Source organism: Cryobacterium glaciale (assembly GCF_004402535.1).
GTDB lineage: Bacteria > Actinomycetota > Actinomycetes > Actinomycetales > Microbacteriaceae > Cryobacterium > Cryobacterium glaciale.
In genome coordinates, this window is record NZ_SOEY01000007.1 from 112,297 (window position 1) to 137,629 (window position 25,333).

The 25,333-nt window shown below is 66.8% G+C and carries 34 protein-coding genes and 1 pseudogene; 13 read left to right on the forward strand and 22 right to left on the reverse strand.

Going from position 1 to position 25,333, the window contains the following annotated elements:
• Nucleotides 1–6 precede the first annotated feature (6 nt).
• Nucleotides 7–1,173: a Fic family protein gene (locus E3O06_RS17900; RefSeq protein ID WP_166788100.1), complete on the forward strand. Its 1,167-nt coding sequence runs from the start codon at nucleotides 7–9 to the stop codon at nucleotides 1,171–1,173.
• 210 nt (nucleotides 1,174–1,383) lie between these two features.
• Here E3O06_RS17900 and E3O06_RS17905 read toward each other — a convergent pair.
• Nucleotides 1,384–1,608 (reverse strand): annotated as a pseudogene (locus tag E3O06_RS17905) (ABC transporter substrate-binding protein); the annotation flags it as partial.
• 290 nt (nucleotides 1,609–1,898) lie between these two features.
• Complete coding sequence (locus E3O06_RS04370; protein ID WP_134501776.1) at nucleotides 1,899–2,117, reverse strand: hypothetical protein; 219 nt, start codon at nucleotides 2,115–2,117, stop codon at nucleotides 1,899–1,901.
• Nucleotides 2,118–2,200: 83 nt separating this feature from the next.
• On the opposite strand from E3O06_RS04370, the gene E3O06_RS04375 reads away from it, so the two are divergent.
• Nucleotides 2,201–2,971, forward strand: coding sequence for a hypothetical protein (locus tag E3O06_RS04375; RefSeq protein ID WP_134501777.1), 771 nt, complete (start codon nucleotides 2,201–2,203; stop codon nucleotides 2,969–2,971).
• Here the strand turns inward: E3O06_RS04375 and E3O06_RS04380 are convergent.
• Nucleotides 2,964–3,983: a heparan-alpha-glucosaminide N-acetyltransferase domain-containing protein gene (locus E3O06_RS04380; protein WP_134501778.1), complete on the reverse strand. Its 1,020-nt coding sequence runs from the start codon at nucleotides 3,981–3,983 to the stop codon at nucleotides 2,964–2,966. The genes E3O06_RS04375 and E3O06_RS04380 overlap by 8 nt on opposite strands.
• Nucleotides 3,984–4,013: 30 nt before the next feature.
• Nucleotides 4,014–4,502 (reverse strand): hypothetical protein, encoded by a 489-nt coding sequence (locus E3O06_RS04385; protein ID WP_134501779.1) that lies wholly within the window; start codon nucleotides 4,500–4,502, stop codon nucleotides 4,014–4,016.
• Between the two features lie 340 nt (nucleotides 4,503–4,842).
• Here E3O06_RS04385 and E3O06_RS04390 point away from each other — a divergent pair, with 340 nt between their 5' ends.
• Nucleotides 4,843–5,187 (forward strand): HPF/RaiA family ribosome-associated protein, encoded by a 345-nt coding sequence (locus E3O06_RS04390; RefSeq protein WP_134501780.1) that lies wholly within the window; start codon nucleotides 4,843–4,845, stop codon nucleotides 5,185–5,187.
• 98 nt (nucleotides 5,188–5,285) lie between these two features.
• Here the strand turns inward: E3O06_RS04390 and E3O06_RS04395 are convergent, their stop codons facing one another.
• From E3O06_RS04395 to E3O06_RS04410, 4 genes are all read right to left on the reverse strand, one after another.
• Complete coding sequence (locus tag E3O06_RS04395; RefSeq protein WP_134501781.1) at nucleotides 5,286–6,506, reverse strand: Dyp-type peroxidase; 1,221 nt, start codon at nucleotides 6,504–6,506, stop codon at nucleotides 5,286–5,288.
• Nucleotides 6,506–7,021 carry a copper chaperone PCu(A)C gene (locus E3O06_RS04400; protein WP_134501782.1) on the reverse strand — a complete coding sequence of 172 codons (516 nt, stop codon included), beginning with the start codon at nucleotides 7,019–7,021 and terminating at the stop codon, nucleotides 6,506–6,508. The genes E3O06_RS04395 and E3O06_RS04400 overlap by 1 nt, the downstream gene beginning before the upstream one ends.
• Nucleotides 7,018–7,638, reverse strand: a complete 621-nt coding sequence (locus E3O06_RS04405) for a copper resistance CopC family protein (RefSeq protein ID WP_134501783.1) — start codon at nucleotides 7,636–7,638, stop codon at nucleotides 7,018–7,020. The genes E3O06_RS04400 and E3O06_RS04405 overlap by 4 nt, the downstream gene beginning before the upstream one ends.
• 121 nt (nucleotides 7,639–7,759) lie before the next feature.
• Nucleotides 7,760–8,353, reverse strand: coding sequence for a hypothetical protein (locus tag E3O06_RS04410; protein ID WP_134501784.1), 594 nt, complete (start codon nucleotides 8,351–8,353; stop codon nucleotides 7,760–7,762).
• A 177-nt stretch (nucleotides 8,354–8,530) separates the two neighbouring features.
• Between E3O06_RS04410 and E3O06_RS04415 the strand changes: the two genes are divergently transcribed.
• From E3O06_RS04415 to E3O06_RS04425, 3 genes are all read left to right on the forward strand, one after another.
• On the forward strand, nucleotides 8,531–10,888 hold the full coding sequence (locus E3O06_RS04415) for a trehalase-like domain-containing protein (protein WP_134501785.1): 2,358 nt from the start codon (nucleotides 8,531–8,533) through the stop codon (nucleotides 10,886–10,888).
• A gap of 93 nt (nucleotides 10,889–10,981) precedes the next feature.
• Nucleotides 10,982–11,674: a TetR/AcrR family transcriptional regulator gene (locus E3O06_RS04420; protein ID WP_134501786.1), complete on the forward strand. Its 693-nt coding sequence runs from the start codon at nucleotides 10,982–10,984 to the stop codon at nucleotides 11,672–11,674.
• Between the two features lie 11 nt (nucleotides 11,675–11,685).
• The gene (locus E3O06_RS04425; protein WP_092107039.1) at nucleotides 11,686–12,204 is read left to right on the forward strand and encodes a CarD family transcriptional regulator; all 519 of its coding nucleotides are present in this window, start codon (nucleotides 11,686–11,688) and stop codon (nucleotides 12,202–12,204) included.
• 82 nt (nucleotides 12,205–12,286) lie between these two features.
• On the opposite strand, the gene E3O06_RS04430 is transcribed toward E3O06_RS04425, so the two are convergent.
• The 11 genes from E3O06_RS04430 to E3O06_RS04480 all read right to left on the reverse strand — a co-directional run bounded on the left by E3O06_RS04430 (nucleotide 12,287) and on the right by E3O06_RS04480 (nucleotide 19,360).
• Entirely contained in the window at nucleotides 12,287–13,564 is a 1,278-nt protein-coding gene (locus E3O06_RS04430; protein WP_134501787.1) for a hypothetical protein, read from the reverse strand.
• 159 nt (nucleotides 13,565–13,723) lie between these two features.
• Nucleotides 13,724–14,782, reverse strand: a complete 1,059-nt coding sequence (locus E3O06_RS04435) for a YihY/virulence factor BrkB family protein (RefSeq protein WP_134501788.1) — start codon at nucleotides 14,780–14,782, stop codon at nucleotides 13,724–13,726.
• A gap of 120 nt (nucleotides 14,783–14,902) precedes the next feature.
• Nucleotides 14,903–15,526, reverse strand: a complete 624-nt coding sequence (locus tag E3O06_RS04440) for a DUF3618 domain-containing protein (RefSeq protein ID WP_134501789.1) — start codon at nucleotides 15,524–15,526, stop codon at nucleotides 14,903–14,905.
• Nucleotides 15,523–15,939 carry a phage holin family protein gene (locus tag E3O06_RS04445; protein WP_134501790.1) on the reverse strand — a complete coding sequence of 139 codons (417 nt, stop codon included), beginning with the start codon at nucleotides 15,937–15,939 and terminating at the stop codon, nucleotides 15,523–15,525. Before E3O06_RS04445 ends, E3O06_RS04440 begins: the two co-directional genes overlap by 4 nt.
• On the reverse strand, nucleotides 15,936–16,700 hold the full coding sequence (locus E3O06_RS04450; protein ID WP_134501791.1) for a methyl-accepting chemotaxis protein: 765 nt from the start codon (nucleotides 16,698–16,700) through the stop codon (nucleotides 15,936–15,938). The genes E3O06_RS04445 and E3O06_RS04450 overlap by 4 nt, the downstream gene beginning before the upstream one ends.
• A gap of 93 nt (nucleotides 16,701–16,793) precedes the next feature.
• Entirely contained in the window at nucleotides 16,794–16,967 is a 174-nt protein-coding gene (locus tag E3O06_RS04455; protein WP_134501792.1) for a CsbD family protein, read from the reverse strand.
• A gap of 81 nt (nucleotides 16,968–17,048) precedes the next feature.
• Complete coding sequence (locus E3O06_RS04460) at nucleotides 17,049–17,654, reverse strand: hypothetical protein (protein ID WP_134501793.1); 606 nt, start codon at nucleotides 17,652–17,654, stop codon at nucleotides 17,049–17,051.
• The gene (locus E3O06_RS04465; protein WP_134501794.1) at nucleotides 17,651–18,229 is read right to left on the reverse strand and encodes an Asp23/Gls24 family envelope stress response protein; all 579 of its coding nucleotides are present in this window, start codon (nucleotides 18,227–18,229) and stop codon (nucleotides 17,651–17,653) included. The genes E3O06_RS04460 and E3O06_RS04465 overlap by 4 nt, the downstream gene beginning before the upstream one ends.
• A complete protein-coding gene (locus E3O06_RS04470; RefSeq protein WP_134501795.1) occupies nucleotides 18,226–18,690 on the reverse strand; it encodes a hypothetical protein in 465 nt (154 codons plus the stop codon). The genes E3O06_RS04465 and E3O06_RS04470 overlap by 4 nt, the downstream gene beginning before the upstream one ends.
• Nucleotides 18,687–18,881 (reverse strand): DUF2273 domain-containing protein, encoded by a 195-nt coding sequence (locus E3O06_RS04475; RefSeq protein ID WP_134501796.1) that lies wholly within the window; start codon nucleotides 18,879–18,881, stop codon nucleotides 18,687–18,689. The genes E3O06_RS04470 and E3O06_RS04475 overlap by 4 nt, the downstream gene beginning before the upstream one ends.
• Entirely contained in the window at nucleotides 18,878–19,360 is a 483-nt protein-coding gene (locus E3O06_RS04480; RefSeq protein WP_134501797.1) for an Asp23/Gls24 family envelope stress response protein, read from the reverse strand. The genes E3O06_RS04475 and E3O06_RS04480 overlap by 4 nt, the downstream gene beginning before the upstream one ends.
• A gap of 130 nt (nucleotides 19,361–19,490) precedes the next feature.
• Here E3O06_RS04480 and E3O06_RS04485 point away from each other — a divergent pair, with 130 nt between their 5' ends.
• Genes E3O06_RS04485 through E3O06_RS04500 form a run of 4 tightly spaced genes read left to right on the forward strand, consistent with a single transcriptional unit; the run spans nucleotide 19,491 to nucleotide 21,691 of the window.
• Complete coding sequence (locus E3O06_RS04485; RefSeq protein WP_134501798.1) at nucleotides 19,491–20,066, forward strand: RNA polymerase sigma factor; 576 nt, start codon at nucleotides 19,491–19,493, stop codon at nucleotides 20,064–20,066.
• A complete protein-coding gene (locus tag E3O06_RS04490; protein WP_134501799.1) occupies nucleotides 20,063–20,710 on the forward strand; it encodes an Asp23/Gls24 family envelope stress response protein in 648 nt (215 codons plus the stop codon). The genes E3O06_RS04485 and E3O06_RS04490 overlap by 4 nt, the downstream gene beginning before the upstream one ends.
• Nucleotides 20,710–21,054, forward strand: coding sequence for a hypothetical protein (locus E3O06_RS04495; RefSeq protein WP_134501800.1), 345 nt, complete (start codon nucleotides 20,710–20,712; stop codon nucleotides 21,052–21,054). Before E3O06_RS04490 ends, E3O06_RS04495 begins: the two co-directional genes overlap by 1 nt.
• A 55-nt stretch (nucleotides 21,055–21,109) precedes the next feature.
• On the forward strand, nucleotides 21,110–21,691 hold the full coding sequence (locus E3O06_RS04500) for a hypothetical protein (RefSeq protein ID WP_134501801.1): 582 nt from the start codon (nucleotides 21,110–21,112) through the stop codon (nucleotides 21,689–21,691).
• Nucleotides 21,692–21,723: 32 nt separating this feature from the next.
• Here the strand turns inward: E3O06_RS04500 and E3O06_RS04505 are convergent, their stop codons facing one another.
• Entirely contained in the window at nucleotides 21,724–22,209 is a 486-nt protein-coding gene (locus tag E3O06_RS04505) for an Lrp/AsnC family transcriptional regulator (protein WP_134501802.1), read from the reverse strand.
• A 148-nt stretch (nucleotides 22,210–22,357) separates the two neighbouring features.
• Between E3O06_RS04505 and ald the strand changes: the two genes are divergently transcribed.
• Nucleotides 22,358–23,473 (forward strand): alanine dehydrogenase, encoded by a 1,116-nt coding sequence (gene ald / locus E3O06_RS04510; protein WP_134501803.1) that lies wholly within the window; start codon nucleotides 22,358–22,360, stop codon nucleotides 23,471–23,473.
• 27 nt (nucleotides 23,474–23,500) lie between these two features.
• Here ald and E3O06_RS04515 read toward each other — a convergent pair whose 3' ends face one another.
• Complete coding sequence (locus E3O06_RS04515; protein WP_134501804.1) at nucleotides 23,501–24,103, reverse strand: NAD(P)-dependent oxidoreductase; 603 nt, start codon at nucleotides 24,101–24,103, stop codon at nucleotides 23,501–23,503.
• An 84-nt stretch (nucleotides 24,104–24,187) separates the two neighbouring features.
• Here E3O06_RS04515 and E3O06_RS04520 point away from each other — a divergent pair, with 84 nt between their 5' ends.
• Nucleotides 24,188–24,556, forward strand: coding sequence for a winged helix-turn-helix transcriptional regulator (locus E3O06_RS04520; protein ID WP_134501805.1), 369 nt, complete (start codon nucleotides 24,188–24,190; stop codon nucleotides 24,554–24,556).
• A 41-nt stretch (nucleotides 24,557–24,597) separates the two neighbouring features.
• Here E3O06_RS04520 and E3O06_RS04525 read toward each other — a convergent pair whose 3' ends face one another.
• A complete protein-coding gene (locus E3O06_RS04525) occupies nucleotides 24,598–25,038 on the reverse strand; it encodes a MarR family winged helix-turn-helix transcriptional regulator (RefSeq protein ID WP_134501806.1) in 441 nt (146 codons plus the stop codon).
• Nucleotides 25,039–25,086: 48 nt separating this feature from the next.
• Here E3O06_RS04525 and E3O06_RS04530 point away from each other — a divergent pair, with 48 nt between their 5' ends.
• Nucleotides 25,087–25,329: a hypothetical protein gene (locus E3O06_RS04530; RefSeq protein ID WP_134501807.1), complete on the forward strand. Its 243-nt coding sequence runs from the start codon at nucleotides 25,087–25,089 to the stop codon at nucleotides 25,327–25,329.
• Nucleotides 25,330–25,333: the final 4 nt, after the last annotated feature.

Below are 25,333 nucleotides of genomic sequence, written 5' to 3' on the forward strand. Positions count from 1 at the left end.
TCACTCATGATCTTCGCGACGCCAACGCTCGACGCTCGAGAGCTTGAAGTGCTGGCAGAAATTGAAGCGCTCAAGATCAAACTCCAATTCCAACTGAACGAGCCGAAGAGATGGACTGGCTCCCTCCGGCGCCTGTCTTTTGCACGCAATATCCGAGGCTCCAACAGCATCGAAGGATTCGATGCAACCCTGGACGACGCGGCAGCCGTCGCGCTGGGTGAAGAACCTCTAGACGCCACCACGGAAACTCGGTTGGCATTGGACGGGTATCGCAATGCAATGACATACGTCCTCCAGATTGCCCAAGAGCCGCACGTTGAGGCCAGCGAGGCCCTGATAAAGAGCCTGCACTTCATGATGACGCACTACGATCTCAGCAACTCACCTGGCCGATGGCGACCGGGCGCAATATTCGTTCGTGATGAGGAATCGGGCGAGATCGTGCATGAAGGAGCGGACGTAGACGATGTTCCCGCGCTCATGGCGGAACTCGTCAACGACCTCAACAGCAACACGGCTGATCCGCCAGTCATTCGGGCAGCCATGGCCCACCTCAATTTGGTGATGATTCATCCGTTTCGCGATGGAAACGGACGAATGTCGCGCTGCCTGCAGAGCCTGATTTTGGCAGCCGAAGGGGTATTGTCGCCAGTTTTCATGAGTGTGGAAGAGTATCTCGGGAAAAACACTCAGGCCTACTACCAGATACTGGCCGAGGTCGGAGGAGGACACTGGAGCCCGTCACGCGACGCTCGCCCGTGGATCCGCTTCATGCTGACGGCCCATCTGCGGCAGGCTGAGACGCTACAACGACGAGTGAAAGAGAGCGAGCGGCTCTGGGTAGAGCTTGAACGCATTCGAGTTAGGCAGGGGCTACCCGAGCGAGTCATTTCTGCGCTGTTTGACGCGGCCTACGGGTACCGCGTTCGCAATGCGACGTATCGGGCCGTACTCGCGCAGGACGAGGAAGTCTCAGAGCAGACTGCCGGTCGCGATCTCAAGCAATTAGTTGACGCCGGCCTGCTCAACTCCATGGGCGAACGTCGAGGGCGACACTACGTGGCGGGCGAAGAGTTGCAGGCGCTGAGAAGAGCCATCTTCGGAGCCAGGACTCCACGGAGCGTCGCTGATCCGTTTGCGATCCGGGTGCCCGAACAGCCTTCCCTCTTCTGATCCGCCCGAGCGCGTTGGTCTCACCGTCTGCGGCGGGAAGCACGATCCAGCCCCCGTCGGGCATACGTTAGGAGTTCTGCGCGAACGTGGCTGCCGTTGGCCAGGGCGGTGGGCATGAGTTCGACGTCGGTGATCGAGAGCCCGGCGTCTTCCAGGGCCATCCCCACGTAGAAGGCACCGGTTCCGCCAGCGCTGCTTGATCGCCTCCAGCTCGAGCTGGATACCCTCGTCTTCGAAGTAGCCCTTGGCCTCGGCAACGTAGAGCGGCGAGAAGATCGCGAGCTGAACGTGACCCACGTTCACCGTTTGCAAGTCTCCCGACGCGGCGGGGGCATCCGCTGCGGCGCGCCCCGACAGTGCCAGCCCGATCACCGACATGCCTGCGGCCACGCGCAGCCCGGTCATGATGGCTGGTGCTGCGGCCGGCAGGAGCACGTTCAGAAACAAGCGGATGCCGGTGGCCTGGTAGGCGCGCGCCGATTCCAGGATGCGGGGTCGATCTGCATGATGCCGGCCAGGGTGTTGATCTGCACGACGAAGAACACCGAGATGGCCACAGCGAGGATCTTCGGGGTGCTGTGTCACTGGCAGCGAACATCCGTTCGGCGAAACGTTCGGAATCGCCCTCGGGCCTCAAGCCTATTGCAGCGCCGCCCCGTGCCGGATGGACGATCCCGGTGCACGCCGAAGTACGCCCGCTCGGGCAGACCAGCTCGTGCCAGGCGTCAGCTGGGCTCTTCTTCGTTGGCGACCGTCTCGATCCAGTCGACGTCGTCGTCGGAGAGGTAAGTGCCGGACTGTTCCGTCTCGCTGTCCGGTTCGACCTCACCGCCGGCTCGAATGATTTCGGCGACGATCCGGGGCGGCACGGCGTCACCGTTGTTCTGCATCAGCCATTCCCGCGTCGACGGCGTCAGCTTGGGCCACCACAGCTCGATATCCATACGGCGCAGTCTGCCATGCCGGCTGGTGCTGCGCGACGGGCATCCGCGCGGGAGTGTCCCTGCACGATCGATAAACTCAAAGCATGTCAGACCAGCACTTCGAGCAGGATGAAACCCTGCGCCTGCCGACCATCCAGTTTCGCGTCGTACTCGACCTGGGTCCCCGGCTCGCCGCGGCCGTCACTTTGCCCCCGGAGCTGGCGCATCCCGACCTGTTCGCCGACCGCGACGACGAGGGCGGGGCGCTCAACCTGTCCATTGACTACGACAGCGGCCAGCTGCACGTGCTGCTCGACGAGGCCGGCCCGAGCTTTCACTACCACGGCACGAGCGACCCGTTCGAGAGCCCGTGGCCGGCCGACCAGACCGAAAAACTACTCGAGTGGGCGCTCATTCTGGTGCAGGAGGTCGACGCCCTCGATGACCTGCTCGACTCGATCTTCGAGGCCGCAGAGTGGTTCGAGCAGGGCCTCACACTCTACGTTCCCGAGACCGAACCGACCCAGCTTGAACTGATCGAGGTCGGCATCATCGGCGAGCTGCTGACGCTGCCCTGGCTCGGTTCCGGCCGAGTCGACCACGAGCATATCGACGGCGACAACCACCCGATCGCCCTGCTGTGGAACATGAACAACGATGACCCCGATCAGCCGATCGCCCGCGCCTGGCTCGACCCGGAGACCGGCGAGCCGCGCACGACCGCCGAGCCGGGGGTGGACTGGAACGCCGTCGCCATGAGCGAAGACGAAGTTCTGCAGTGGCTCGTCGGCATCTACACGAACCACCACGTGGCACCGACGCCAGAGGCGCAGATCATGCGCGCGGCCCTCGAACGCTTGGGTGGCATCAGCTGAGCTGGCTCCGGCGCTGCGCCCTGGTCAGCCAGGCGAGCAGACGTTCGAGGGGACCCTTGCCCAGGAACTGCCGCCACAGACCGGCACCGAGAAAGGTGAGCAGCAGCATCCCGACGAGCAGCGGCCAGCCGGGATAGTCGATCTCGGTGCCGCCGGCCATCACGGCCAGGGCGATAATCTGCACCGTGTAAACGGTGAGCGCCATCGATCCGGTTGCGGTGATCGGCCAGAGGATGCCGCGCAGGGTACGTGCCAGGGCGCCACGCTCCGCGGCCGTGAGCCAGAGCAGCGCACCGATGAGCAGGACGGCGAGCCCGCCGGAGCCGATCACCTCGGCGATCGAGCCGGAATGGGCTTCGGCGCTGACGCCCGGCAACACGAGAGCCGCGCCATAGCCGGCGACCGCCGCTGATGTACCGACCCCGACCAGCGCCACCTGGGTTTTCGGCCTGGCCAGGTCGGAGCGCGCGATGATCAGGCCCGCGAGCAGGAACGGCATCCAGATGAGAACCGGGTAGGTGCCGTTCAGAAAGAAGTAGTCGACGAAGTAGCTGACCGGCGGCGCGCCGGCATCCACCTCACCCTGGGCGGCGCCCAGCAACGGCGCGCCGAAGAGGAAGATGACGCCGGTCAGGCCGAGCAGCCACCGGCGCAGAAAGAGCATCGGAATGAGCAGCAGGAACATGAGGGCGTAGAAGTGCAGGATGACGGCAACGCCGCTGTTCAGGCTCGAGAGCAGCACGCCGAGCAGGAACAGGAACAACGCCCGCACCACGATGCCGATGACGCGATCCGAGCGCTGGCCGCGCGGGAGGGCCCGCTGCGAGCCGGTCATGATGCCGAGCGACACCCCGGCGAGGGTCGCGAACAGAATTGACGAGCGCCCGTCGACGAGCAATTCGGTGTCGCCCGCCCTCGGGATGACATGGGCCACGAACATGCCGATGATCGCGAGGCCTCTGGCCACGTCGATGGCGACGACCCGGTCGCTCGGGTCCGGCCTGATCTGCATGCACACAGGCTACGTGCTTCTGCGCCACATTCAGCGTGGCAACAGAATGACCTGCGCGAACGCGCCCCCGAAGAGGATAAGGAGTACGTACCCCGCTGCCAGCAGAATAACGACCAGCAGGTGGCCCCAGAGCGGGCCATATCCCTCGAAGTTTCGCAGGGAGGTGCGCTGGCCGCGCACGAACAGATAGACCGACGGAGCCAGCAGGGCCCAGTAGGGGAAGGCGGTTTTTCCATAGCCCCTGGTCTCCAATTGTTCACCGTCATACCAGGCCAACACGGCCGTCGTGCCGGCCACGAGCGCAGCAATCGCACCGACGGCGACCCAGGTGACATAGCCGCCCACGACATTCGCCGTCACGTGCACCCCCAACTGGATCAGGGGCGAGATCGCAATGATCCACGAGGCGAGGGTGTTGCTGCTGGACTGCACACCGAGGGGCGCGATCGAGGTACACAGGGCGGGTGCCCACCGGCGAAGCGGGGATTTGCGATAGTCATTTTCCCTCGGGCAGGTCATGAGCGAGACAGCGAGCGAGCGAGCCAGCCGGTCGATTGTCCCCTTGACCGAAACATTACTTTGGTATGCACCTGCGCCCGCGTCTTTTGGGAGGTCGGGGACCCCCAGAATGGGGTCGTTGCCAGAGCAGGGACTGACCGCGCCAGCGCCCTATCTGGCGGGGGTGCCCTTCGCCAGCGCGCCCGTGGCGTCGAGGGCCAGCGTTTCGGTCAGGCGCAGCCTGGCCAGGAAGGCGTCATCGTGGCTGACCACGATCAGAGCGCCCCGGTATGCCGCGGCCGTGCAGGGCCCGGATCAGGGAGCGGTAGCCTTAAGTTGTAAGCAATTAAGAGGAGTCATAATGCAGGTCATCGTGAACACCGACAGCAACGTCAACGGCACCGAGCGGGTTGCCGGAGCGCTCGAAACCATCGTCGAAGAATCCCTCTCGCGCTACGGCGAACGCCTGACCCGGGTTGAGGTTCACCTCTCCGATGAAAGCGCCGGACGCAGCAGCACCGACGACATCAAGTGCACGCTCGAGGCCCGCCCGGCCGGCGGAACGCCGGTCGTCGTGACCGAGAACGCCAACGCCGTCGAGGAAGCCCTGACCGGTGCACTGCACAAGATGAAGAGCCTGCTCGAGACCCACTTCGGCAAGCTGGATGCACGTAAGGGCAACCTCCCGATGGGTGAGGTCGTCTAACCAGCCCTTTCTGGTCGCGAGAGCGGGTGAAGTGTTGCTTCAGGACCCCTGCGATAACACTTCACCCGCTTTCGCGTGAAGCCGCGCGGCCCGCCAGCTCAGAACAGGGTGTCACCGATGTAGCCGCCCGCGGCGCACCCCGGCGGGATGGCGAAGACGGCCGACCCGATCGGCGTGGTCCACTCGTTCAACAGGTCGAGGGCGTCGAGGCGGCGCTGGATCGGCACGAACTGGGCGTCGACATCCGCTTGAAAAGTGACGAAGAGCAGCCCGGAATTCGACACGCTTCCGGCCGTGGGCAGGTCGTCATAGTTGTAGCCGCGGCGCAGGATGCGTTCGTCGGGGTTCTCGCTGCGGGCGCGGCGCAGGTGCGAGAACTCCGGGATCACCGGAAATCCGATGGCGGTCTTCGCATCGAAATCGGGTTCATCCGTTTCATTGACGCCGGTGAGCGGCGCGCCGTTGCTCAAGGTGCGCCCAACGGATGCCTCCCGCCCGGCCCGGTCAAGCTTGTCCCACTTGTCGAGTTGCATGGCCACGCGCCGCAGAACGAACCCGGTGCCGCCGTGCAGCCAGGCCGGGTTGCCGGCGTGACCCCAGACCAGCCGTTCGAAGTCGGGGGTGCCTGGCACGAAGTTGACGGTGCCATCGACCTGGCCGAACAGGTTGCGCATGGTCGTGCCGGGCTTGACCGAGCCGGGCGCCCGCCGAAAACCGGTCTGCACCCAGCGCACGGTGCTGAAGGAGCGGCTGTCTTTGAGCAGCATGCGGGTGGCGTGCGCCACGGTGAGGGCGTCGTCGGCGGCAATCTGCAGCAGCAGATCGCCGTCGGCCCAGGCCGGGTCGAGCCGGTCGATGCCGAACGCCGGCAGCGGTCGCAGCCAGCTGGGCGCGGCGCCGCCGGCCAGGGCGACCAGGCCGGGGCCGAAGCCGAACGTGACGGTGAGCCTGGCCGGTGCGACGGCGAGCTCCGGCTCGGAGTCGGCGAGCGCCGCCTCGCCCTGGCTGAGCCGGGCGGCGTCACTCGTGAGAATCTTCAGGAGCCGCCGCAGCGCCGCGGCGTCGGTTCCCGGAACCAGGTCGAGCGCGATCAGGGACGCGTTGCTCTGCGGCACGGTGTCGATCCCGGCCTGGTGCACCCCGTAGAACGGCACGGTCTGCGTTCCGTTGAGGGGCTCAGCGACGGCCGTCGGACCGGCCTTCGTCGCCAGGTCGATGCCGAGCGCGCCGACGGCGCCGATCCCGGCCGAGGCGCCTCCCAGAAGGAGGTGCCGCCGGCTGAGACGACGACCAGCGGATGCCTGCTGATCGCCGGACACTATTTCTCGGTCTCTTCGTAGCTCTCGTTCGCGCCGGAGTAGTCCTTGGCCGGGGCCGTGAACTCGAAGGTCGACCCGTCCGAAAGGGTCAGCGTGAACGTGGAGTCGACTCCCGCGACGAGCGGCGCGGTCAGCCCCATCAGCATCAGGTGGTTGGCGCCCGGTGCGAGCTCGTAGGAGCCATTGGCCGGAACGATGAACCCGCCCTCGATCTGCTGCATGACCATGGCTCCCGAGTCGTCTTCGACCGTCTCGTGCAGCTCGATCATGGTCGCGGCCGAGGATTCGGCCGAGACCACGGTGATGTCGGTGTCGCTCGCGTTCTCCAGGGTACCGAAGGTGGCGCTCATGCCCGTCTCGGCGGATTTGACCCACGGGTCGGCGATGGTGAGGCTTGCAGCCGCGGTGGTCGTCGCTTCAGGCGCCGCGGTGTCGGTGGTGGTAGCGCAGCCCGAGAGAGCCAGCAGCGCGGCGACGGCGACGACGAGAATGCGGGGGGTGGCGGGGAGAGTCATTGTTCTGTCTTTTCTGTAGTTGTGGAAATGCGTGCAGCGGATGCCGCGCGGCGCCGCTCAATCGCCAAAATGCCGAGAAAGAGTCCGAGGCCGACCGCGGCACCGATCAGCGCGGTGACGCCGATCGGCAGCCCGTCCGGGGACGGTGCGGACGCGGCCACGCTCGAATCGGTGGGGGTGGTGAAAGCGGGCGCTGCGGCATCCGTTGTGGGTGCTGCTGCCCTGCCGGAGCCGACACTGAAATCGAACGTTCCCGAGATGGGATGCCCGTCGGCCGAGACGACCCGCCAGCGCACCTGGTAGGCGCCGTCGGGCAGGGCGGGGTCGACGGCCAGGGTGGCCGTCGGACCGTCGAGGGCGGGTTCGCCCACTGCCCAGTCGGTGCCGGCGGCATCCACGACGAGCATGACCGCGCCGAGTTGCATGATGTCGTCGGTGAACCGCATCGATACCGTTGCCGGTGCCAGGTCGACGTGTTCGGTGTCGGACGGCACGGTGGCGAGCACCGAGTCGTGCGCGCTCGCGGCCGGTGCGGCGCCGCCGATCGCGAACGCTGCGGCGAGGGCGAGGGCCCCGAGACCGGTCAGGAGCCGGTTTCGGGCATGAAAATGGAGCATGCGGTACCTCCGAAGGGGTCGCGGAAAAGGTGGATGCTTCGTGGCACGTGTTTGGGCTCGGGGCACTGGTTCAAACCAGTGCCGACTTCTCAAACGAGTGCCACGAGCGGATGTGCGGGGGCTAGACGCCGGCGAGGGGCGGGCCGCGGTGTCGCATCGGCGACAGCAACACGGCCAGGTCGACTGGTTCGATCACGCGGTGCAGCGCGGCGCGCAGTCGAGCCACGCGAAGCGGAACGCGCACCAGCCCGAGCGCAATGACCACGGCCACTAGAGCGGTGCGCGCCAACTCGACCAACGCCCAGAAGGTGCGCTCGCCGCGGCGCAGCGCCACGATCGTCAGGGCCGCCGCGCAGGCGTGGGCCAGCCACATCCACCCCATAGCGGGCGAGACCGGCGAAGCGGATGCCGCCCCCACGATCACCGTCGTCGCCCCGTGGTGCCCGGCCACGGACATCGAGCCGGCTGATCCGCCGAGGCCGAACAGCAGGTGAAACAGCACCTGGCTGAAACCCACCGACAGGCTGAGCCGCGCGAGCGACAGTTTCCTGCCGGCGAGGGCCACGCTGACCATGCCGGCGAAGGCCAGCGCGATGGCGATGCTGACCGGTGCGGGGGCATGGCCGCCGGCGGCAACGTGGGAGAGGGCGGCGACGAGCACGGCCACGACGGCGGTCAGCCAACCGCGCACGAATCGCGCCCATCTCGTTGCCATATCACCCACCCGATGAAGAATTAACTGTGGTCGTTGCTTCAGGCTAGCGGGTCGCGGAGCCACGCCAGACTGATAACAGCCCGCCAGAAGGCGCGATCTCCACTGTGCCGTCGTTGGCAAATGGTAACGTCGCCTAGGTCTGGCAACCGGTCGACGCCCTCCTGCAAGGAATTTCAGATGCCCCACCGCATGAATCTCTCCAAAAACCTTCCACGCACATTGACGGGGCTGTCAAGTGAAATTCTGCAGGACCTGCAGCAGCTCGCCCGTACGCCCTCGCTGCTGGTGGCCTGCAATTACGGCGGCACGCTCTCGCACCACGTTGCCTCCGACGTGCCGTCGGTGCTGCTGGCCGAGTCGGCGACCGCACTGCGCGCCCTCGCGGCCCTGCCCAACACCCACACCGCCGTCATGTCAGGCCGCCCGCTGCGCGACCTCGCCGCGGACTCCCGCCTGCCCCGCGAGGTGCATCTGGTCGGTTCGAACGGCGCCGAGTTCGACTCGGAATTCTTCGACGCCCCCCAGCGTGACGACGAGTCCGAGGACTCCGGCGTCGCACTCGACCGCCTGCGAACCAGGCTCGGCGTCAGCGCCGCCTTTTTCGCCGGCGATGCCGAGAGTGACGAATTAGCCATGAACACCCTGCACGGCCCCGACCTCGGCATTCGCATCGGTGACGACGAATCCGTCGCCGCCCACCGCATCAGCGGCCCCGAAAAGCTCGCCCAGATTCTGGCCCTGCTGTTCGAACTGCGCAAGGACTGGCTGTTCGGCCAGCACGTCGTGGCCATCGAACGCCACTCGATGCTCGGTGACGGCACCTCGACCGCCCTCGTCACGCCGGAAGCGCGCATCTGCTGGATGACGCATCCGCTGCCCGATTCGGGGTCGTTGTTCGCAAGCATCCTCGGCAGCGAAGAGGCCGGGCACTTCTCGATCGAGCCGGTCAAAAAGAGCCGGGTACTCGGCCAGCGCTACGTCGACAACACCATGATCGTCGAAACTCGCTGGGCCGACGTCACCGTGACCGATTACATCGAGCCCTCGCCGCTCGGCATCACCAACCTCGTGCGCAAACTCACCGGCACCGGCCTGGCCCGCATCGTGTTCGCGCCGCGGCCCGACTACGCCGTCGCCTACTTCAACATGCACGCGACCGACGGCATGGTCACCATCACCGGCACCCTCGACCCGATCGTGCTCTCGGCGGCGGGCGTCGAGTTCGCCGTCACGAGCGACGGCCGCAACGAAACGGCCACCGCCGTCGTCGACCTCTCGCAGGGCGCGGTCATGCTCAACCTGCGCTGCGGCGACACCGAGCCGTACACAGCGGATGCCTCCGGCGAGGCCGCCCGCCGCGGCGCGGTCATGAACGACTCGCGTGCCTGGGTGAATTCATTGTCGCTGCCGAGCGTGAAGCCCTCGCTCGTCGGCCGCTCAGCCCTGGTGCTGCGCGCTCTGTGCTACGAACCGACCGGTGCGGTGCTCGCTGCGTCGACCACCTCGCTGCCCGAGGGAATCGGCGGCACGCGCAACTGGGACTACCGCTACTGCTGGCTGCGCGACGGCTCGATGACGGTCAAAGCGCTCGTCGACCTGGGGTCGACCGACGAGGCCGACGGGTTCTTGCGCTGGCTGGCCGGGGTCGTGGCCGACAGTCCCGGCGCGCAGTGGCTGCATCCGCTCTATTCGGTCACCGGCTCGTCGCTGTCGACCGAGGCGAGCCTCGAATCGCTGCCTGGCTATGCCGGATCCCGCCCGGTGCGCATCGGAAACGCGGCCGACAACCAGGTGCAGATCGACGTGTTCGGACCGGTCGCCGAACTGATCGACACGCTCAGTGCCCGGCAGGGAACCCTCTCGGACTTTCAGTGGCACCTGCTTACCGAGATGGTCGACGCCGTCACGAGCCGCTGGCAGGAACCCGACCACGGAATCTGGGAAGCCCGGCGTTCGCCGCGGCACCACACCTACACGAAGACCATGTGCTGGGTGACCGTTGACCGGGCCATCCGCACCGCGGTGCGGCACGGGCGCGACGTGGGCGAAGGCTGGGCCCTGCTCGCCGCCACGATTCGCGAGGAGGTGCTGCGCGAGGGCTGGAGTGAGGAAGCTCAGTCGTACACCGTGGCCTACGACAGCCCCGACCTCGATGCCGCCGTGCTGCACATCGGCCTGTCCGGACTGCTCGACGTGACCGACGAGCGCTTCCAGCTGACCGTGAGCGCGGTGGAGCGTGAGCTGCGCGTGGGCCCGACGGTGTTCCGCTACCGCTACGACGACGGCCTGCCCGGCCTCGAGGGCGGCTTCCACATCTGCACGACCTGGCTGATCGAGGCCTACGTGCTCACCGGTCGCCTCGACGAGGCCGAGGCCCTGTTCAACCAGCTGATCGCCCTGGCCGGCCCGACCGGACTGCTCTCGGAGGAGTTCGACCCGGCCACCGAAACCCACTTGGGCAACCACCCGCAGGCCTACTCGCACCTCGGCTTCATCCGCTGCGCGCAGCTGCTCGACGAGTGCCGCGGGCGCTGAATTCGCGCGGCGCAATCGGGGGATTCGTGCGAGTCTGCCGTGAAGCGGTACAACCGTCTCGGACATGTGTCCGAAAAGTGTTAGTATAGACGGATGACTTCGTTGACTACCCCCCGCCTGCCAGCGGGCGAGGTTCAGTCCGGCGTCGTGCAGTCCGTCGCGGTGCAGTCCAACGCTCAGGGCGAATCGAAGCACGACCCTCGCGCCGAGCGCACCCGGCAGCTCATTCTCACGGCGATGCGCACGCTGATCGCCCAGCCGGCGGCATCCGTTTCGGTGGCCGAGATTGTGCGCCTGGCCGGCATCAGCCGCAGTTCCTTCTACGCGCACTTCGCGAGCCTCGACATGCTCGCGGCCGAGCTGCTGCAGGCGCAGTTCGCCGACATCGGCTCGGCCGGGCTCGACTTGCCCCGGCCGCGAACCGGCGAGAACGCTGCCCGGCTCGGTTATGCCCGCCTCGTCGCGCACATGGTCGAGAATTTTCCCCTGTACGCGAGCGTGCTCGAGCTGCCGTTGACGCGCAGCGCGCACGATCAGATCATCGAGGCCTACGCCACCCGCATGCTCGAGTCGGTGCTGGTCTTCGACGAGACCGTGAATGCCGAACTGGTCACGACCTACGTCGCCGGCGGCGCCCTCACCCTGATCGGCGCCTGGATGCGCGGCCACCTCGACGTCTCCGACGACGAACTCGTCGACCAGCTCGTGGCCCTGCTGCCCGGCTGGCTTCTCGATACCCCTGCTTCAGCAACGCCCGTTCGCGTTGCACCACCCACACAACCCTGAAGGCGCATTCTATGAAGATTGAAATTGGCGAAACCCTGGTCTACCCGCACCACGGAGCGGTCACTATCACGGCCCTGGCGACCCGCACCATCAAGGGCGTCGAGAAGCAGTTCATGACCCTCAACGTGCACACGAGCGCGCTGACCATTCAGCTGCCGGTCGACAACGTCGAGCTGGTCGGCGTGCGCGATGTCATCGACGCCGCCGGAGTGAGCGCCGTGTACGAAATTCTGCAGAACGCCTTCACCGAGGAGCCGGGCAACTGGTCGCGTCGCTACAAGGCCAACCAGGAGAAGATGGCCAGCGGCAGCGTCTATCGGGTCAGTGAGGTCGTGCGCGACCTGTGGCGCCGCGACCAGGACAAGGGCGTCTCTGCCGGCGAAAAGCGGATGCTCGAAAAGGCCCGCCAGATCCTCGTCTCCGAACTCGCTCTGGCCCAGGGCCTGACCGACCAGGAGGCCGGCGACCTACTGCTCATCGAGATTCAGAACTACGTCGTCAGCGACGAGCCGGTCGAAGTCGCCGTCTGATCTGACGCCCACGTGCACCCTCGTTCGCCTCGCGAACGGGGGTGCACCTGCCTGATCTGTTGGCGCGTTCGTCCCCCGAGCGCTAGACCAGTGCGGCGCAGAGCAGCAGCGCCGGCCAGGCAGCGACCAGCACGGCCGCGAGGTAGACCAGGTTGCGGCGGGTGAGGGTGATGCTGTCGATGCCGTACCGGGCGCTGAGCAGCAGGGTCAGGCCGGTGATCGGACCGACCGCCGTCGATACTCCCCAGCCGATGCACGCGGCGAGCACGAACAGGGTCGGGTCGGGGTGCAGCGGATGCACCAGCGCCGCGACGATCGCGACCGACACGACCGGGTGCACCCCGATGATCGCGCAGAGAACCATGGAGAGAATCATCGCCCAGGCGACGGGAACGGTGAACTCGGACACCGGCAGCGGTAGGTCGAACAGGGGAAGCAGCATCCGCAGGCCGACGGCGAGCACGCCCGCCGAGGCGAAGAGCGTGACCTCGCCGCGCAGCTGCGGCAGGTCGTGGCGGGCGTGTCGGGCGAGCGCGCGCAGGGCCCCGCGACCGTTGGTGATCAGCAGGCCGATCAGCGTGACGCTGAGGCCGGCGATCAGCACGATTCGCGGCACGGTGACCGAGGGAAACAGCTGGTGGGCGGTGATTACGAGGGCCACGAGGGCGAGTGGAACGCGCACGAGCGCCCAACTCAGGGAGTAGCCGGTATACGCGGGAAGGTCCGGTCCCCAGAGGTGGAAGATGTCCCAGAGGCTCAGGCCGATCGCGACGATCGCGAGCGCCAGGCCCACCAGAAGCAACACGAGGGAGTTCGCTCCCGGCACGAGCGTGGTCGCGGCCGCGGCGGCCGCCCAGAACGGTGACCAGAACGCCGCCGCCGAGAAGGATCGGGTCAACAGCGCGGCGTCGGCCAGCCGGAGCGCGGAACGGCCGCGCAGGTGATCGCCGACGATGCCGACGGCTCCGATATTGATGATCGCACCGAGCGCGTGCGTGGCCAGGGCCGTGCGCACCACGGCGAGGCGGCCGCGCAGTCGGGTGCGGGTGTTCGGCACGGTCGGGATGACGAGCCGTAGAAACGACACCGCCGTGAGCATGCCGATGAGGTCCTGGTTGACCGAGAGCAGGTTTCGGCCGTCAAACTGGCCGCCGAACATAAGCGCCAGCACAACGGATGCCAGCCCCACGCCGATCAGCAGCAGTGCAATGATGCGCTGGGTGCGGTTGACCAGAACCAGGCCCACCGCGGCCGCGGCGAGGGTGAGCCCACCGGCGACGAGCGTTGCATCGGGCAGCGCCACCGACAGCCCCACGGCCAGGATGATGCCGCTCAGGAACAGCGCGTAGAGCAGTCGCACGCGTGCCCCCATTCGGTGTGGCCGGGTCGCCGGGTACTCCTATCCAACCAGCACGTGCGTGCATCGCGGACGGGGCCCGGGCCCCGAACGCGGGCCCATGATACAAACTGGGCCCAGGGACGGGGCCCGGGCCCCGTCTAAAAAAAGAGACGGGGCCTCCTACTCGCGCTGGGTCGCGTTCGCCTTGCGGATGCGGCGGCCGTCGGCGACGGTCTGCATCTCCTTCAGGGCGGCCTTCTTGCTCTTCTTGGTGCCGCGCGGCGGCAGCTGAATATTCTCTTCGGCGGCGATGCCGGCCTGAAGCTCGCGCCCACGTTCGAGTTCGGCGTCGAACTCCGCCCCGAACAACAGCGCGAGGTTGGTCAGCCACAGCCAGAGCAGAAAAATCACGATCCCGGCCAGCGAACCGTACGTTTTGGCATAGTTCGAGAAGGTCGTGACATAGAAGCCGAAGCCGAGCGAGGCGACGACGATCGCCACGAGGGCGACCAGGGCACCGAGGCTCATCCAGCGAAACTTGGGCTGCCGCACGTTCGGCGTGAAGTAGTACAGCACCGCGATCAGCAGCACGACGGTCGCCGCGAGTACCGGCCACTTGGCAATGGACCAGACCACCTGCACGGTCTGGCCGAGCCCGAGGGCCGCGCCAACGGCATCCGTCACGGGGCCGGAAATGGCCAAAATGAGCACGGCCACGAGCAGCAGGGTGATGCCGATGACGGTCACGAGCAGCTGGGTGGGCTTGAGTTTGAGAAACGTGCGACCCTCGTCGATCTCGTAGATGCGGTTCATAGCTCGGCTGAAGGCGCCGACATAACCGGATGCCGACCAGATCGCCACCGCGATCCCCGCCACCAGTGCAAACCCGGCCGACGGTGAGGTGCTGAACTGTTCGATCGGTCCGCGAATGACCTCGAGAGCGTCGCCGGGGGCGACCGAGGCGAGAATCGTCAGCAGCGTGTCGGCTGACTGCTTTCCCTGCCCGAATACGCCGAGCAGGGAGACCAGGGCGATGAGTGCCGGAAACAGCGACAGCACGGCGTAGTAGGTGAGCGACGCCGCAATGTCGGTGCACTGGTCGGTGCCGAATTCGCCCAGCGTGCGCTTAAAGACGTACTTCCACGAGGTTTTAGTGACCTCGGTCGGGGAGTCGGGCTTATGCTCATCGTCGGGCGCTGGGGCGTCGGCGAGTTTCTGGCTCTGGCCGTGGTCAACCATGGGGGGTCTCCTGCTCGGGTCGAATGAGGCCGGGGATCGCGATCGGTCAGGGCGACCGCGATCCCCGGCGCTGAAAATGTACTGCGTTTCGAGCTATCCGGCGGGATGCCGGGGGAGGAATCAGTACAGGTTGGTGTCGCTCTTGTGCTTCGCCGAAGCGGCCTCGTCGCGAGCCGTGTCGGTGACGGTGTCCTTCGCAGCCTGCGCTTCGTCTTTCACCTCGGACGCGGCTCCCTGCGCGGCCGACTTGACCTCGTCGACGGCGTCGGTGGCGCTGTCCTTCACCGCGGCGACGGCCTCCTGCGCGGGTTCGCGCAGGTTGTCGGCCAGCTGCTTGGCGGCATCCGTCGCCTCGGAGATGAGCGGCTGGGCCGCTTCCTTCAACGAACCGGCCAGCTCCTTCTCCTTGTCGCTGGCGGGAACCAGCGACGCGGCCAGCCAGCCGATGCCGAATGCGATGAGTCCGACGGCCATGGGGTTTCCCTTGGCTTTGTTCGCGGCCTGGTGCGGCAGATCACCGATGGTGTCGGTCGCCGAAGACACAGCGTCGCCGGTCTGCGAGGCCGCGCCCATGACACGCTCCGATACCGAACCGAAGGCGGACTTCACCTTGTCGGTCTGGCGCTGCATGATCTTGGACGGTGTCACCTTGTCGGCGAGCGCGTCGACGTCGCCGCCGAGCTCGCGCCGGGTGCGCTCGATGTCCATGCGGATCTGATCGGGGGTGCGGTCGGTGTCGGTCATCGGTTTTCCTCATTTCGTTTCAGTGTGTCGGGGATTTTCTTCAGGGAGTCAACGGTGCGCGGTGCACCCTTGACGGTTTTCAGTTCCTTACGGCCCATCAGGAAGAGCACGAGGCCGATGATTGCCCAGAGTCCGGCTACGATCAGGCCGGACCAGCCGTTGCCGACCAGGTAGCCCAGGCTCCACCAGAGGGCGATCGACAGGAACAGCACGGCCATGATCGCGGCGTAGCCGGCGCCGCCCAGCATGCCGGCGCCTTTTCCGGCCCGGGTGGCCGATTGGCGCAGTTCGGCCTTGGCCAGCTCAAGTTCCTGGCGCATGAGCGTGGAGAGGTCACGGGTGACTTCTCCCAGCAGGTCTCCCAGCGAGGTTTCCGCGGCCTTCTGCTCCGACGGAGTATGCAGGTCGGTCATCGCTCCGGAACCGCCAGATCGGGGTCGTCGCCGAGCAGGCCGGGCTGCCCGGCGACGCTCGTGCGGTCGCTCGTGTCGGTGAGCCCAACGATGCCGGCCTGGCCGACTGCGCCGCCGGTGCCGGACAGACCAACGCCGGGATCTGCTGCGCCGGTATACCGCGGAGTGGTGTCGGTGTCGATACCGCTGCGGTCCCCGGCCGTGCTCTTCGCCTCATCGGCAGACTCCGCGGCGACCGAGCGGGTCAACCGGCCGGCCAGGATACCCGCCGCGGCGGCCAGGGCGATGAACGTTCCGGGCTTGCGACGGGCATAGGAACGCACCTCGTCGAGCAGCGACCCGGGGTCGCGGTCGTCGAGCCAGGTTGCGACACGCCCGGCGCGGGACGCGGCCTGCCGCACGAGGTCCGTGGCGACTCCGTCTGCATCGGACACGGTGGCCATCTGGGTCAGCTCGTCGCTGATCGAGCGCAGGCCGTCGGCGACGCGGGCCTGCTGTTCGCCGGCCTGCTCGGTAAGTTGGCTGCGGGCATCCGTGAGCAGGTCTTTCGCCTGTTTCTTCGTCTCGGCGGCGACCTTTCCCACTTCGTCCTTGGTGACGTCGGCGACCTCACCGGCCGCGTGCGCGGCGGTGTCGCCCACTTTCGAGGCCTGGTCGGCGGCAACGTTCGCCGTATGGGTCGCGGCGGTCTTCGCAGGCGAACCGTCGAACTCGGAATCTTCGGCGCTCGCGGCCGGCGAGGTTGCATAGAGGTTGGACATTGTGCTTCCTTTCATGGCGTGATATTCGGCCACAGGGCCAGGGGAGTACGGGTGCGCGGCACGCCTCAGCGCCCGCCGCGCACCCGGGTGGGACTAGTCCTTGAAGACGTCCTTGACGTTTTCGCCGACCTTCTTGGCGCTCGCCTTGGTCTGGTCGGCACGGCCTTCGGCGACCTTGGAGTCGTCGTTGGTGGCCTTGCCGACGGCCTCGGTGGCCTTGCCCTTGAGGTCCTGCGCGGCGTTCTTGATCTTGTCCGATGCACTCATCGTGTTCTCTCTTTCGGGTTGTGTTTCCGGGGGCTGTTCGGCGCGGGCGCGCCGAACGTGAGTAGGGGGTGCGGCATCCGCTCAGCTGATGCGCGTGGTGCGATTGCTGCGCACCCGGAAGCCGCCGCTGATCTGCAGCAGCGCGGGGATGCGCAGACCGAGGAGGTCGTCGAGGGCGGTGAGCGCCTGTTCGACGATGCGCACGACATCCGCTGGGTCGCGGCCGCGTCGACAGGTCACCGAGATCTTCAGCACGGCTCCGCGCGCGACCCGGTAGGTCGAGACGCGGGTCGATAGAAACTCCGGACGCTCGGTGAGCGCCTCCTGCAGCATCTGCTCGGCGACGGCCGAATCGACCTGGGTGCTGCCCCAGTCCGTGGTCTGCTCGCTGATCAGCCGGCCGGAATGGCCGCGGCCCTGCCGCACGATGAAGCCCAGCAGCAGGCCGACGACCACGGCCAGCAGGGCGAGGGCGGCGATCCAGAGCCAGCTGTGCCCTGTCGCTGCAAGCGGTGTGGCCTGGAGCCAGCCCGCGACCGTCGTGCGAACACTGTCGGCAACTCGGCCCCAGGCATCCGCAATCGCGGTTGGCGTGGCGAGCAGGCCGAGCATGGTGGCCGCGGCGAGCAGGAGCAGGCCGGCCACGAGAATCAGGCTGCGGTTGAGCGCGCGGTTGGTGTTGTTCACGCGCCGACCTTTCCGCCGAGCGCCACGACCACCCGGGACTGCAGGGGCGGCCGCGGGTTCAGCCCGTCGAGCTGCCCGCGCACGGCATCGAGCACGGCGCCCTGGTGCACGGGTCGCCCCGACGTCGGCACAAGGTGCACCGTGGCGAGGCGGCGGGAGATGCTCACCCGGGTGTTGTCCGGGTCGATCCCGCCCACGCGTGCGGACCGACCGGCGAGAGCGGATGCGATGACCTCGTCATCGACGACGGTCACCGTGCGCTCGGAATCGATCTGGTGCCGTGCCCGCCGTCCCGGTGCACCGGCGAGCACCACGAGCAGGAGGCCGACCAGGCCACAGCCAACGGAGAGACCCGCGAGTAGCGGAGCGGGCGCGGTTGAAGCGGATGCGACACCCTCCGCGAGATCCGCCGGCGTCGCCAGCAGGGCCGGCTCATTGATCAGGTGCAGCACGATCTCGGTGCCGAGCCAGCCGCACAGCAGCATGATCGTGACGGCCACGGCGATCGCCGCGGCGGACCGCGGCGAATGCAGTTCCCGCCGAATGATGCGCCCGTAGGTCGCTGACAGGTTCATTGCACGCGCCGTTCCGGGGTGACGTCCACGCCGGTGAGGCGCACGGTGACCCGACCGATGTCGGCGCCGGTCAGTTCACCGACGCGGCGGCGGATCTCGGTCTGAGAGGCCGCCGAGCGAGCCAGAATGGTGCCACCGGTGCGCGCGATCAGGGCCGGTTCGCGGGTGACGCGTTGCAGGGACACAACCCGGATCGACGTGCTGATCGTGAGCGCGAGCAGGCCGTGGTCGTCGCCCAGCTCCACGCTGACCTGGTTCGGCGTGACGCCGAGCGATTCGGCGGTGACCATGCCGACGATCTGGCGCAGCGCGCGCGGCACGATACGGGTGCGCCCACGGGTCAAGGCCGGGGTTTCGTCCGTCGGCGAGTGCGCTGGGGTGTCACTGGGCTTGATGTCACTGTGCTTGATGTCACTGGGCGCACCGAGGAACCAGTCGGCCGAGTCGGCCGTCACGCTCATGACGAGGAGCGCTTTCCTTGGAAGGCGCCGATCAGGCCGCTCACGTCGAGACGGCCGTCGATCACCCGGCCGACGAGGGCTCCGACGAGCATCGCCGCGCCCACGAACACAAATGCCCAGAATCCCAGAATCACCCAGGTCAGCGCCAACAACGCTCCGACCAGCATTCCGGTGCGGGTCGCGGTGGTCATCGGAGTGCGGCCTTGGTCGGTTCGGTTTCGACGGCGGCGTCGTCGCTCGGCAGGTGGATGTCGACGATCGTCACGTTGACCTCGGTGACCTCGAGGCCAACGAGATCCTCGATGGCCCGAATCACATTGGAGCGGATGTCGCTTGCCACCTGCTGCAACGGCACCGGGTACTCGGCGACGATGGTCACGTCCACGGCCACCTGGGTCTCGCCGACCTCGACCGACACGCCCTGGCTCACATCGGTGCTGTTCATCGCCTCGCGGATCGCGCCAAGGGCGCGAGCGGCGCCGCCGCCGAGCGCGTGCACACCGGCGACCTCGCGAGCGGCGAGGCCGGCGACCTTGGCCACGACGCCGTCATTGATGACCGTCTTTCCGGTCCCGATCAGCGGCTCGCCCGCCCGTGCCGTGCCGATCGGGGCGCTGGTGTTGGTTGATTTACTCGAGGACGCGGTGCCATTGGTGTCGATGAGGTCCATCTGAAGAACTCCTTAAGGTCTGGCTGTTTGTCACGCCGAAAGCGGATTGTTACCTGTAGGACGCAACCTGTGGCATATTCGTCACGCAAAGATGAGAAAAACTTTTTAGGGTTCTCTGGAGGAGGGGACAATGCCCGGCACCCTGCGTGAGCAGGTCGCGTCGCCGCTCGCTGCGGCGACCGACCAGATGCTCGCCGACCGCGCCGCCGACGGAGACCTGCGAGCCTTTGAAGTACTCGTTCGGCGGTACGGCCCGCTCATGCGGGTCTACGCCATTCGGATTCTCGGCTCCAACGACGAGAGCGACGATGTCGTCCAGGAGTCGTTCATCACGGCCTGGCAGCAACTGGGCACCCTCGACGACGGCAGCGCCGTGAAGAGCTGGCTCATGCGCATCGTCAGCCGCAAGAGCATCGATCGGTTGCGCGCTCGCCGCCAGCACGTCAACATCGACGACACGGATGCCCCGGCACCTGACCACCACGCCCCGCACGCCCTGGCCGAAGTCGAATCACAGACCGAAGCACTCGCCCGGGTGCTCGCCGCCCTTCCCGAAGACCAACGCCGCTGCTGGACCCTGCGGGAAGTCGCCGAGTACAGCTACGGTGATATTGCCGCCGAGGTCAACCTTCCGCTCTCGACCGTGCGCGGCCTGCTGGCCCGGGCGCGAAAAACCCTGCTTCGCGAGATGGAGGAATGGCGATGACCGAACTGACGCCGGCAAACCGGCGCTTCCTCGCCTTCGACCTCGACGACACCGAGCGCGAACAGGCCGGCCTGAGCGGCCACACCATCGAGCACCTCAGCGACTACCTCGACCGTGACCGGATGCCCGCCGACGCGAGCATCGACGATTCGCCGGACTGTGAGATCGCCCTGCGCGGTCTCGAACGCCTGCGCCGGGCTCAGCGGTTGCTGCTCGAGCGAGACCTCGAACGTGAATCGCGGCGCGACGACAGCTGGGTGTCGGCCATTCTGGACAACATCACCCTGGAGGCCCACGCCGGCCGCGAGATTCCGCTGGCCCACCCCTCGCCGACCGCGCGGCTGGTCGTGACGGAGGGCGCCGTGCGCGGCATTCTGCGAGAGACCGGCGACCGCATGCAGAACGTATTCGTGGGCCGGTGTGTGCTGGTCGGCGACGTCAGTGTGCCCGGCGCACCGATCTCCATCGGGGTCGATGTGACCGTATTCCCGGGGGAGAATATACCGCTGCTCGCCGAGCAATTGCGCCACGCGATGTACGTCGCGCTGGGCAAATACACGGAACTTGTGGTGGCGGCCATCGACATCACCGTGAGCGATTTGCAGGCACTGCCCGATGCACCCGCTCAAGAAAAGGAGCACTGATGACCACGGTTCTTCCCTTCACCGACCAGCTTGACGCGCTGGTGCGCCAGGTTCCTGGTGTTGACGCGCTGTACCCGGCCGGGTCGATCGTGGCCACCGTACTCACCGCCACCCTCGATGCTGTCGCGCATCGTGCGCCCGCAGCGCCGCTGGTGCACACGCCGCTGGTGCACACTGCGCAGCAGGCCGACGGTGTGCGGGTCACCGCGAAGATCGGCATCGGGGCGGCCGAGTCCTCGGCCGAGGTCAGCGCTCGGGTGCACGACGCCATCGCCGCGCACCTGCGACAGGCCGGCAACCCTCCAGTGGCGCAGATCGCGGTGATCGTGGCACGGATCGGCTGAGGGTCTGGCCGACGAGCTTATAGCCTCAGCCGTGCAGCCGTGCTAGCTTCCCCAGATGAAGCAGAGAGAGATGTTCCTTCAAGCGGATGCCGCGTTGCGCTTCGTCGTCGACCAGATCACTCCCGCACAGCTCGACCGGCCCGCCCCGGCCGAGTGGTCGACCGAGGAGAACCCGACCCTGCGCGATATTCTCGCCTCGCACGCCGAAGACGAAGCCTGGCTGCCCGCGGTGCTCGAGGGAAAAACGATCGAGGAGGTCGGTGATACCTACAAGGGTGATCTGCTCGGTGACGATCCGATCGGCAATTACGACCGCATTAACGACGTGACGACAGCGGTGGTCAGGGACGACCTCGACCCCGACAAGGTCGTGCACCTCAGCTACGGCGACTATCCGCTCAAGGAAGCCCTGCAGCACACCGCCCTGTATCGGGCGTTCCAGGCCTGGAGCATCGCCAAGCACCTCGGCCTCGAATACTCGCTGCCCGACCCGCTCGTCGAGAACCTGTGGGAGCAGATCGCGCCCGACATTGAAATGTGGCGGGGTTTTGGCGTCTTTCCGCCCGAAGTGCCGGTGCCCGAGACCGCGAATCGCGAGGTGCAGCTGCTCGGCAAGGCCGGGTACTGGCGCGAATAGACGTACGGGCTGAACTACTCGTGCTGGCTTAACTACTCGGGAGCTACGCCGTTGTAGAAGTGCTCGAACACCATGCTCGTGCGGGTGGACGCCACTGCGGGGTTGGCCGAGAGGTTTTCCAGCACGAAATCACGCACGTCGTCGGTATCGCGGGCCGACAGGTGAATGATGAAGTCCTCGGAACCGCCGAGGAAGAACAGCTGCACGACGCGCGGCATCACCCGGATCGAATCGCGAAAGGCCGGGATATGTGTGCGCGCGCCGGCGCGAATGCTCACGCTGATCAGGGCTTGCAGGCCGAGCCCGATCGACTTGGGGTCGACCATGGCCGTGAAGCGCGTGACGATTCCGCGGCTGACCAGCGAACGCACCCGGGAAACGCAGGTGGACTCGGCGATGCCGGCCGCGCTGGCCAGTCGGCTGTTGGTGGTGCGGGAATCTGCCTGCAGCGCCGCGACCAGAATGCGGTCGACCTCGTCGAGAGTCTCGGCAACCCGAATCCTCTTCGTTTCCGCCATCGCAGGGCTCCCGTCATCCGCATATTTCATGGAATATTCTTGAAGTCTGGCAGATTCTACGGATTTTACCTAGCCGGAACGAATCAATAGCAGTCTTACGTCTATCACAGCCGAGTCGTTCGGCTTCAACCCCCGAGACGGAGACCTCATGCTGGTCGGCATTCCCACAGAGATCAAGAACAACGAGAACCGCGTCGCGATCACCCCGGCTGGCGTCAATGAACTCACCCGCCGCGGCCACGAGGTCATCATTGAAAAGGGCGCCGGACTCGGCTCGAGCATCACCGACGATGCGTTTCGGCTCGCCGGGGCATCCATCGCCGACACCGCCGCCGAAGTCTGGGCCGCGGCCGAACTGCTCCTGAAGGTCAAGGAGCCCATTGCCAGTGAATACCCGTTGATGCGCCCTGGCCAGGTACTGTTCACCTATCTGCACCTCGCGGCATCCGCTGAGTGCACCGATGCCCTGCTCGCGTCGGGCACGACCGCGATCGCGTACGAGACCGTGCAGCTGCCCGACCGCAGCCTGCCACTGCTCTCCCCGATGAGCGAGGTCGCCGGCCGCCTCTCAGCGCAGGTCGGCGCGTACCACCTGCTCAGCGCCAACGGCGGCAGCGGCATACTGCTCGGCGGCGTGCCCGGAACCCCCAAGGCCAAGGTCGTCGTGATCGGCGGCGGTGTCGCCGGCGAGCACGCTGCGGCCAATGCGCTCGGTATGGGCGCCGACGTGACGATCATCGACCTGTCGCTGGCTCGCTTGCGCCAGCTCGAGGCCCGGTTCAACGGCGAGATCCAGACGCGCGCGTCGACCCAGTACGAGATCGCCGAGCAGGTGCGGGAAGCCGACCTCGTGATCGGTTCCGTGCTCATTCCGGGCGCGCAGGCACCCAAGCTCGTCACCGACGCCATGGTCGCGTCGATGAAGCCGGGCTCAGTGCTCGTGGACATCGCGATCGACCAGGGCGGCTGCTTCGAGGGCTCGCACGCCACGACGCACGACAACCCCACCTTCGCGGTGCACGACAGCATCTACTACTGCGTCGCCAATATGCCCGGTGCCGTGCCTGCCACGTCCACCCGCGCGCTGACCAACGCAACCCTGCCCTACGTCGTCGCGCTGGCCCAGAAGGGCTGGAAGAAGGCCATTGCCGAAGACGCCGCCCTCGCCCAGGGCCTCAATACACACGACGGGCGCATCACCAACCCGCACGTGGCATCGGCGTTCCACGCTGAGCTGCTCACGGTCGCCGACGCGATCGCCTGAGGCGCGGGTGGCGCCCCGCAACCTCGGCTAGTGGGCGACGGTGAAGCGACGGCGCTCGTGCGCCGGGGTTTCCAGCTCGTCGAGGGCTGCCACAGCGAAGTCCTGGGTCGAGATCTCGCTGCCGGCGGGGGAGTCGATGCCGAGAACGTAGCTGCCGGTGCGCTCGCCCGGCAGGATCTGCGGGGCCGGGGCCAGCATGGTCCAGTCCAGGTCGGTCGACGCCCGATAGAGGTCGAGCACGGTGCTGAACGTGGAGGCTTCAGTGTGATACTCCGCGGGGAATCCCGGCGTCTCCTTGAGTTGCACACCGTCGACGCTGAGGGCTCCGGCGCCACCCACCACCAGGAGTCGCGAGGTTGACGGCGCAGCGACGATGGCGTGGTGCATAGCAAGGAAGGAATCGTGCGGCCCGCCCGTGCGGTCCGGTGCCACCGACAGCACGACGATGTCGTGGTCGCCGGCGATCGCGGTGTAGCTGGCCGTGTCGGACAGGTCGGCTGCGAGGGCAGTGGCTCCGTCGACAGCGGTTCCGCTGCGGGTGATGGCGGTGACGGAGTGTCCGCGGCGGAGGGCCTCGGCCGTGATCTGGCTGCCGACCATGCCGGTGGCTCCGTAGATTGCGATGTTCATGGGCATCCATTTCTGTGATCTGGGGGGTGTGGGTTTGACAGTATCAAACAGATACTCAGTACCTCAACGTAATATACTTACCCAATGGATACTGAGTTCGATGTTCTCAACAATGACTGCCCATCGCGCGTCGTGCTGCAGCGCATCGGCGACAAGTGGGCACCGCTCGTCTTTCAGGCGCTCAAGGGTGGCCCGCTGCGGTTCTCCAGCGTGCGCAGCACCATCCAGGGCGTGACGCCCAAGGTGCTCACCCAGACGTTGCGTACCCTGGAGCGTGACGGTCTCGTGCGCCGCACGGTGTTCGCCCAGGTCCCGCCGCGGGTCGACTATGAGCTCACGCCGCTCGGGCACACGTTGCTCGAACCGCTCGACGCGGTGCGCGCCTGGGCCGAGGCCAATGCGGCTCATATTCTTGACGCCCGCGAGGACTACGACGAGCGCCAGGCGAGCTGAACGGGTGGCGGCATCCGCTTGACCGGTGGGTAGCAGGTGCCTCAGGCGGTCGCGGCCATCACCCGGTGCAGCGCGTCGCGCAGGGTGGCGAGTTCCTCCAGGGGAAGGTTGAGGGCCGCGACGACCCGCGGCGGAATGGTCTCGGCCACCGCGCGCAGGGCTGTGCCCTGAGCGGTCAGGGTGATGTCGAGCGTGCGTTCGTCGGCGGCTCGGCGCTGGCGACGCACGTAGCCGGTCGTTTCCAGACGTTTCAGCAGGGGCGACAGGGTGGCCGACTCGAGGCAGAGAGTCTGGCCGAGACCCTTGAGCGTGCGCGGGTTTTCGTCCCAGAGGGCCAGCATTACCAGATACTGCGGATGCGTGAGGCCGAGCGGCTCGAGAATCGGGCGATACAGGGCGATGACATTGCGGGAGGCGATCGCGAGGGCGAAGCAGACCTGGTTGTCGAGAGCGAGGGGGTTCTCGAGCGTTGATGAAGTCATGAGGCGATCCGTTTCGTGTTCGAGCGTTTAGTTAGTACACTAACAGTTATGACACACGGAAGGGAATCCCACCCGCGCAGCAAGGGCCCCGGCGGGTTCACGGCCTGGCTCAATGGTCGACTGTTTCCCATTCTCGGGCCGCCGCCGGTCGGCCCGACCGGGTCCGATCTGCTGCCGGCAGCACCCGCGCCCGTGCGCGGCTGCCCGGTCTGCGCCCAGCCGATGGACCAGCACGACATCGACCGCACCGGCGAGCGCACCCAGCTGCACTGCCCGGTCGTGGCACACTAGCCAC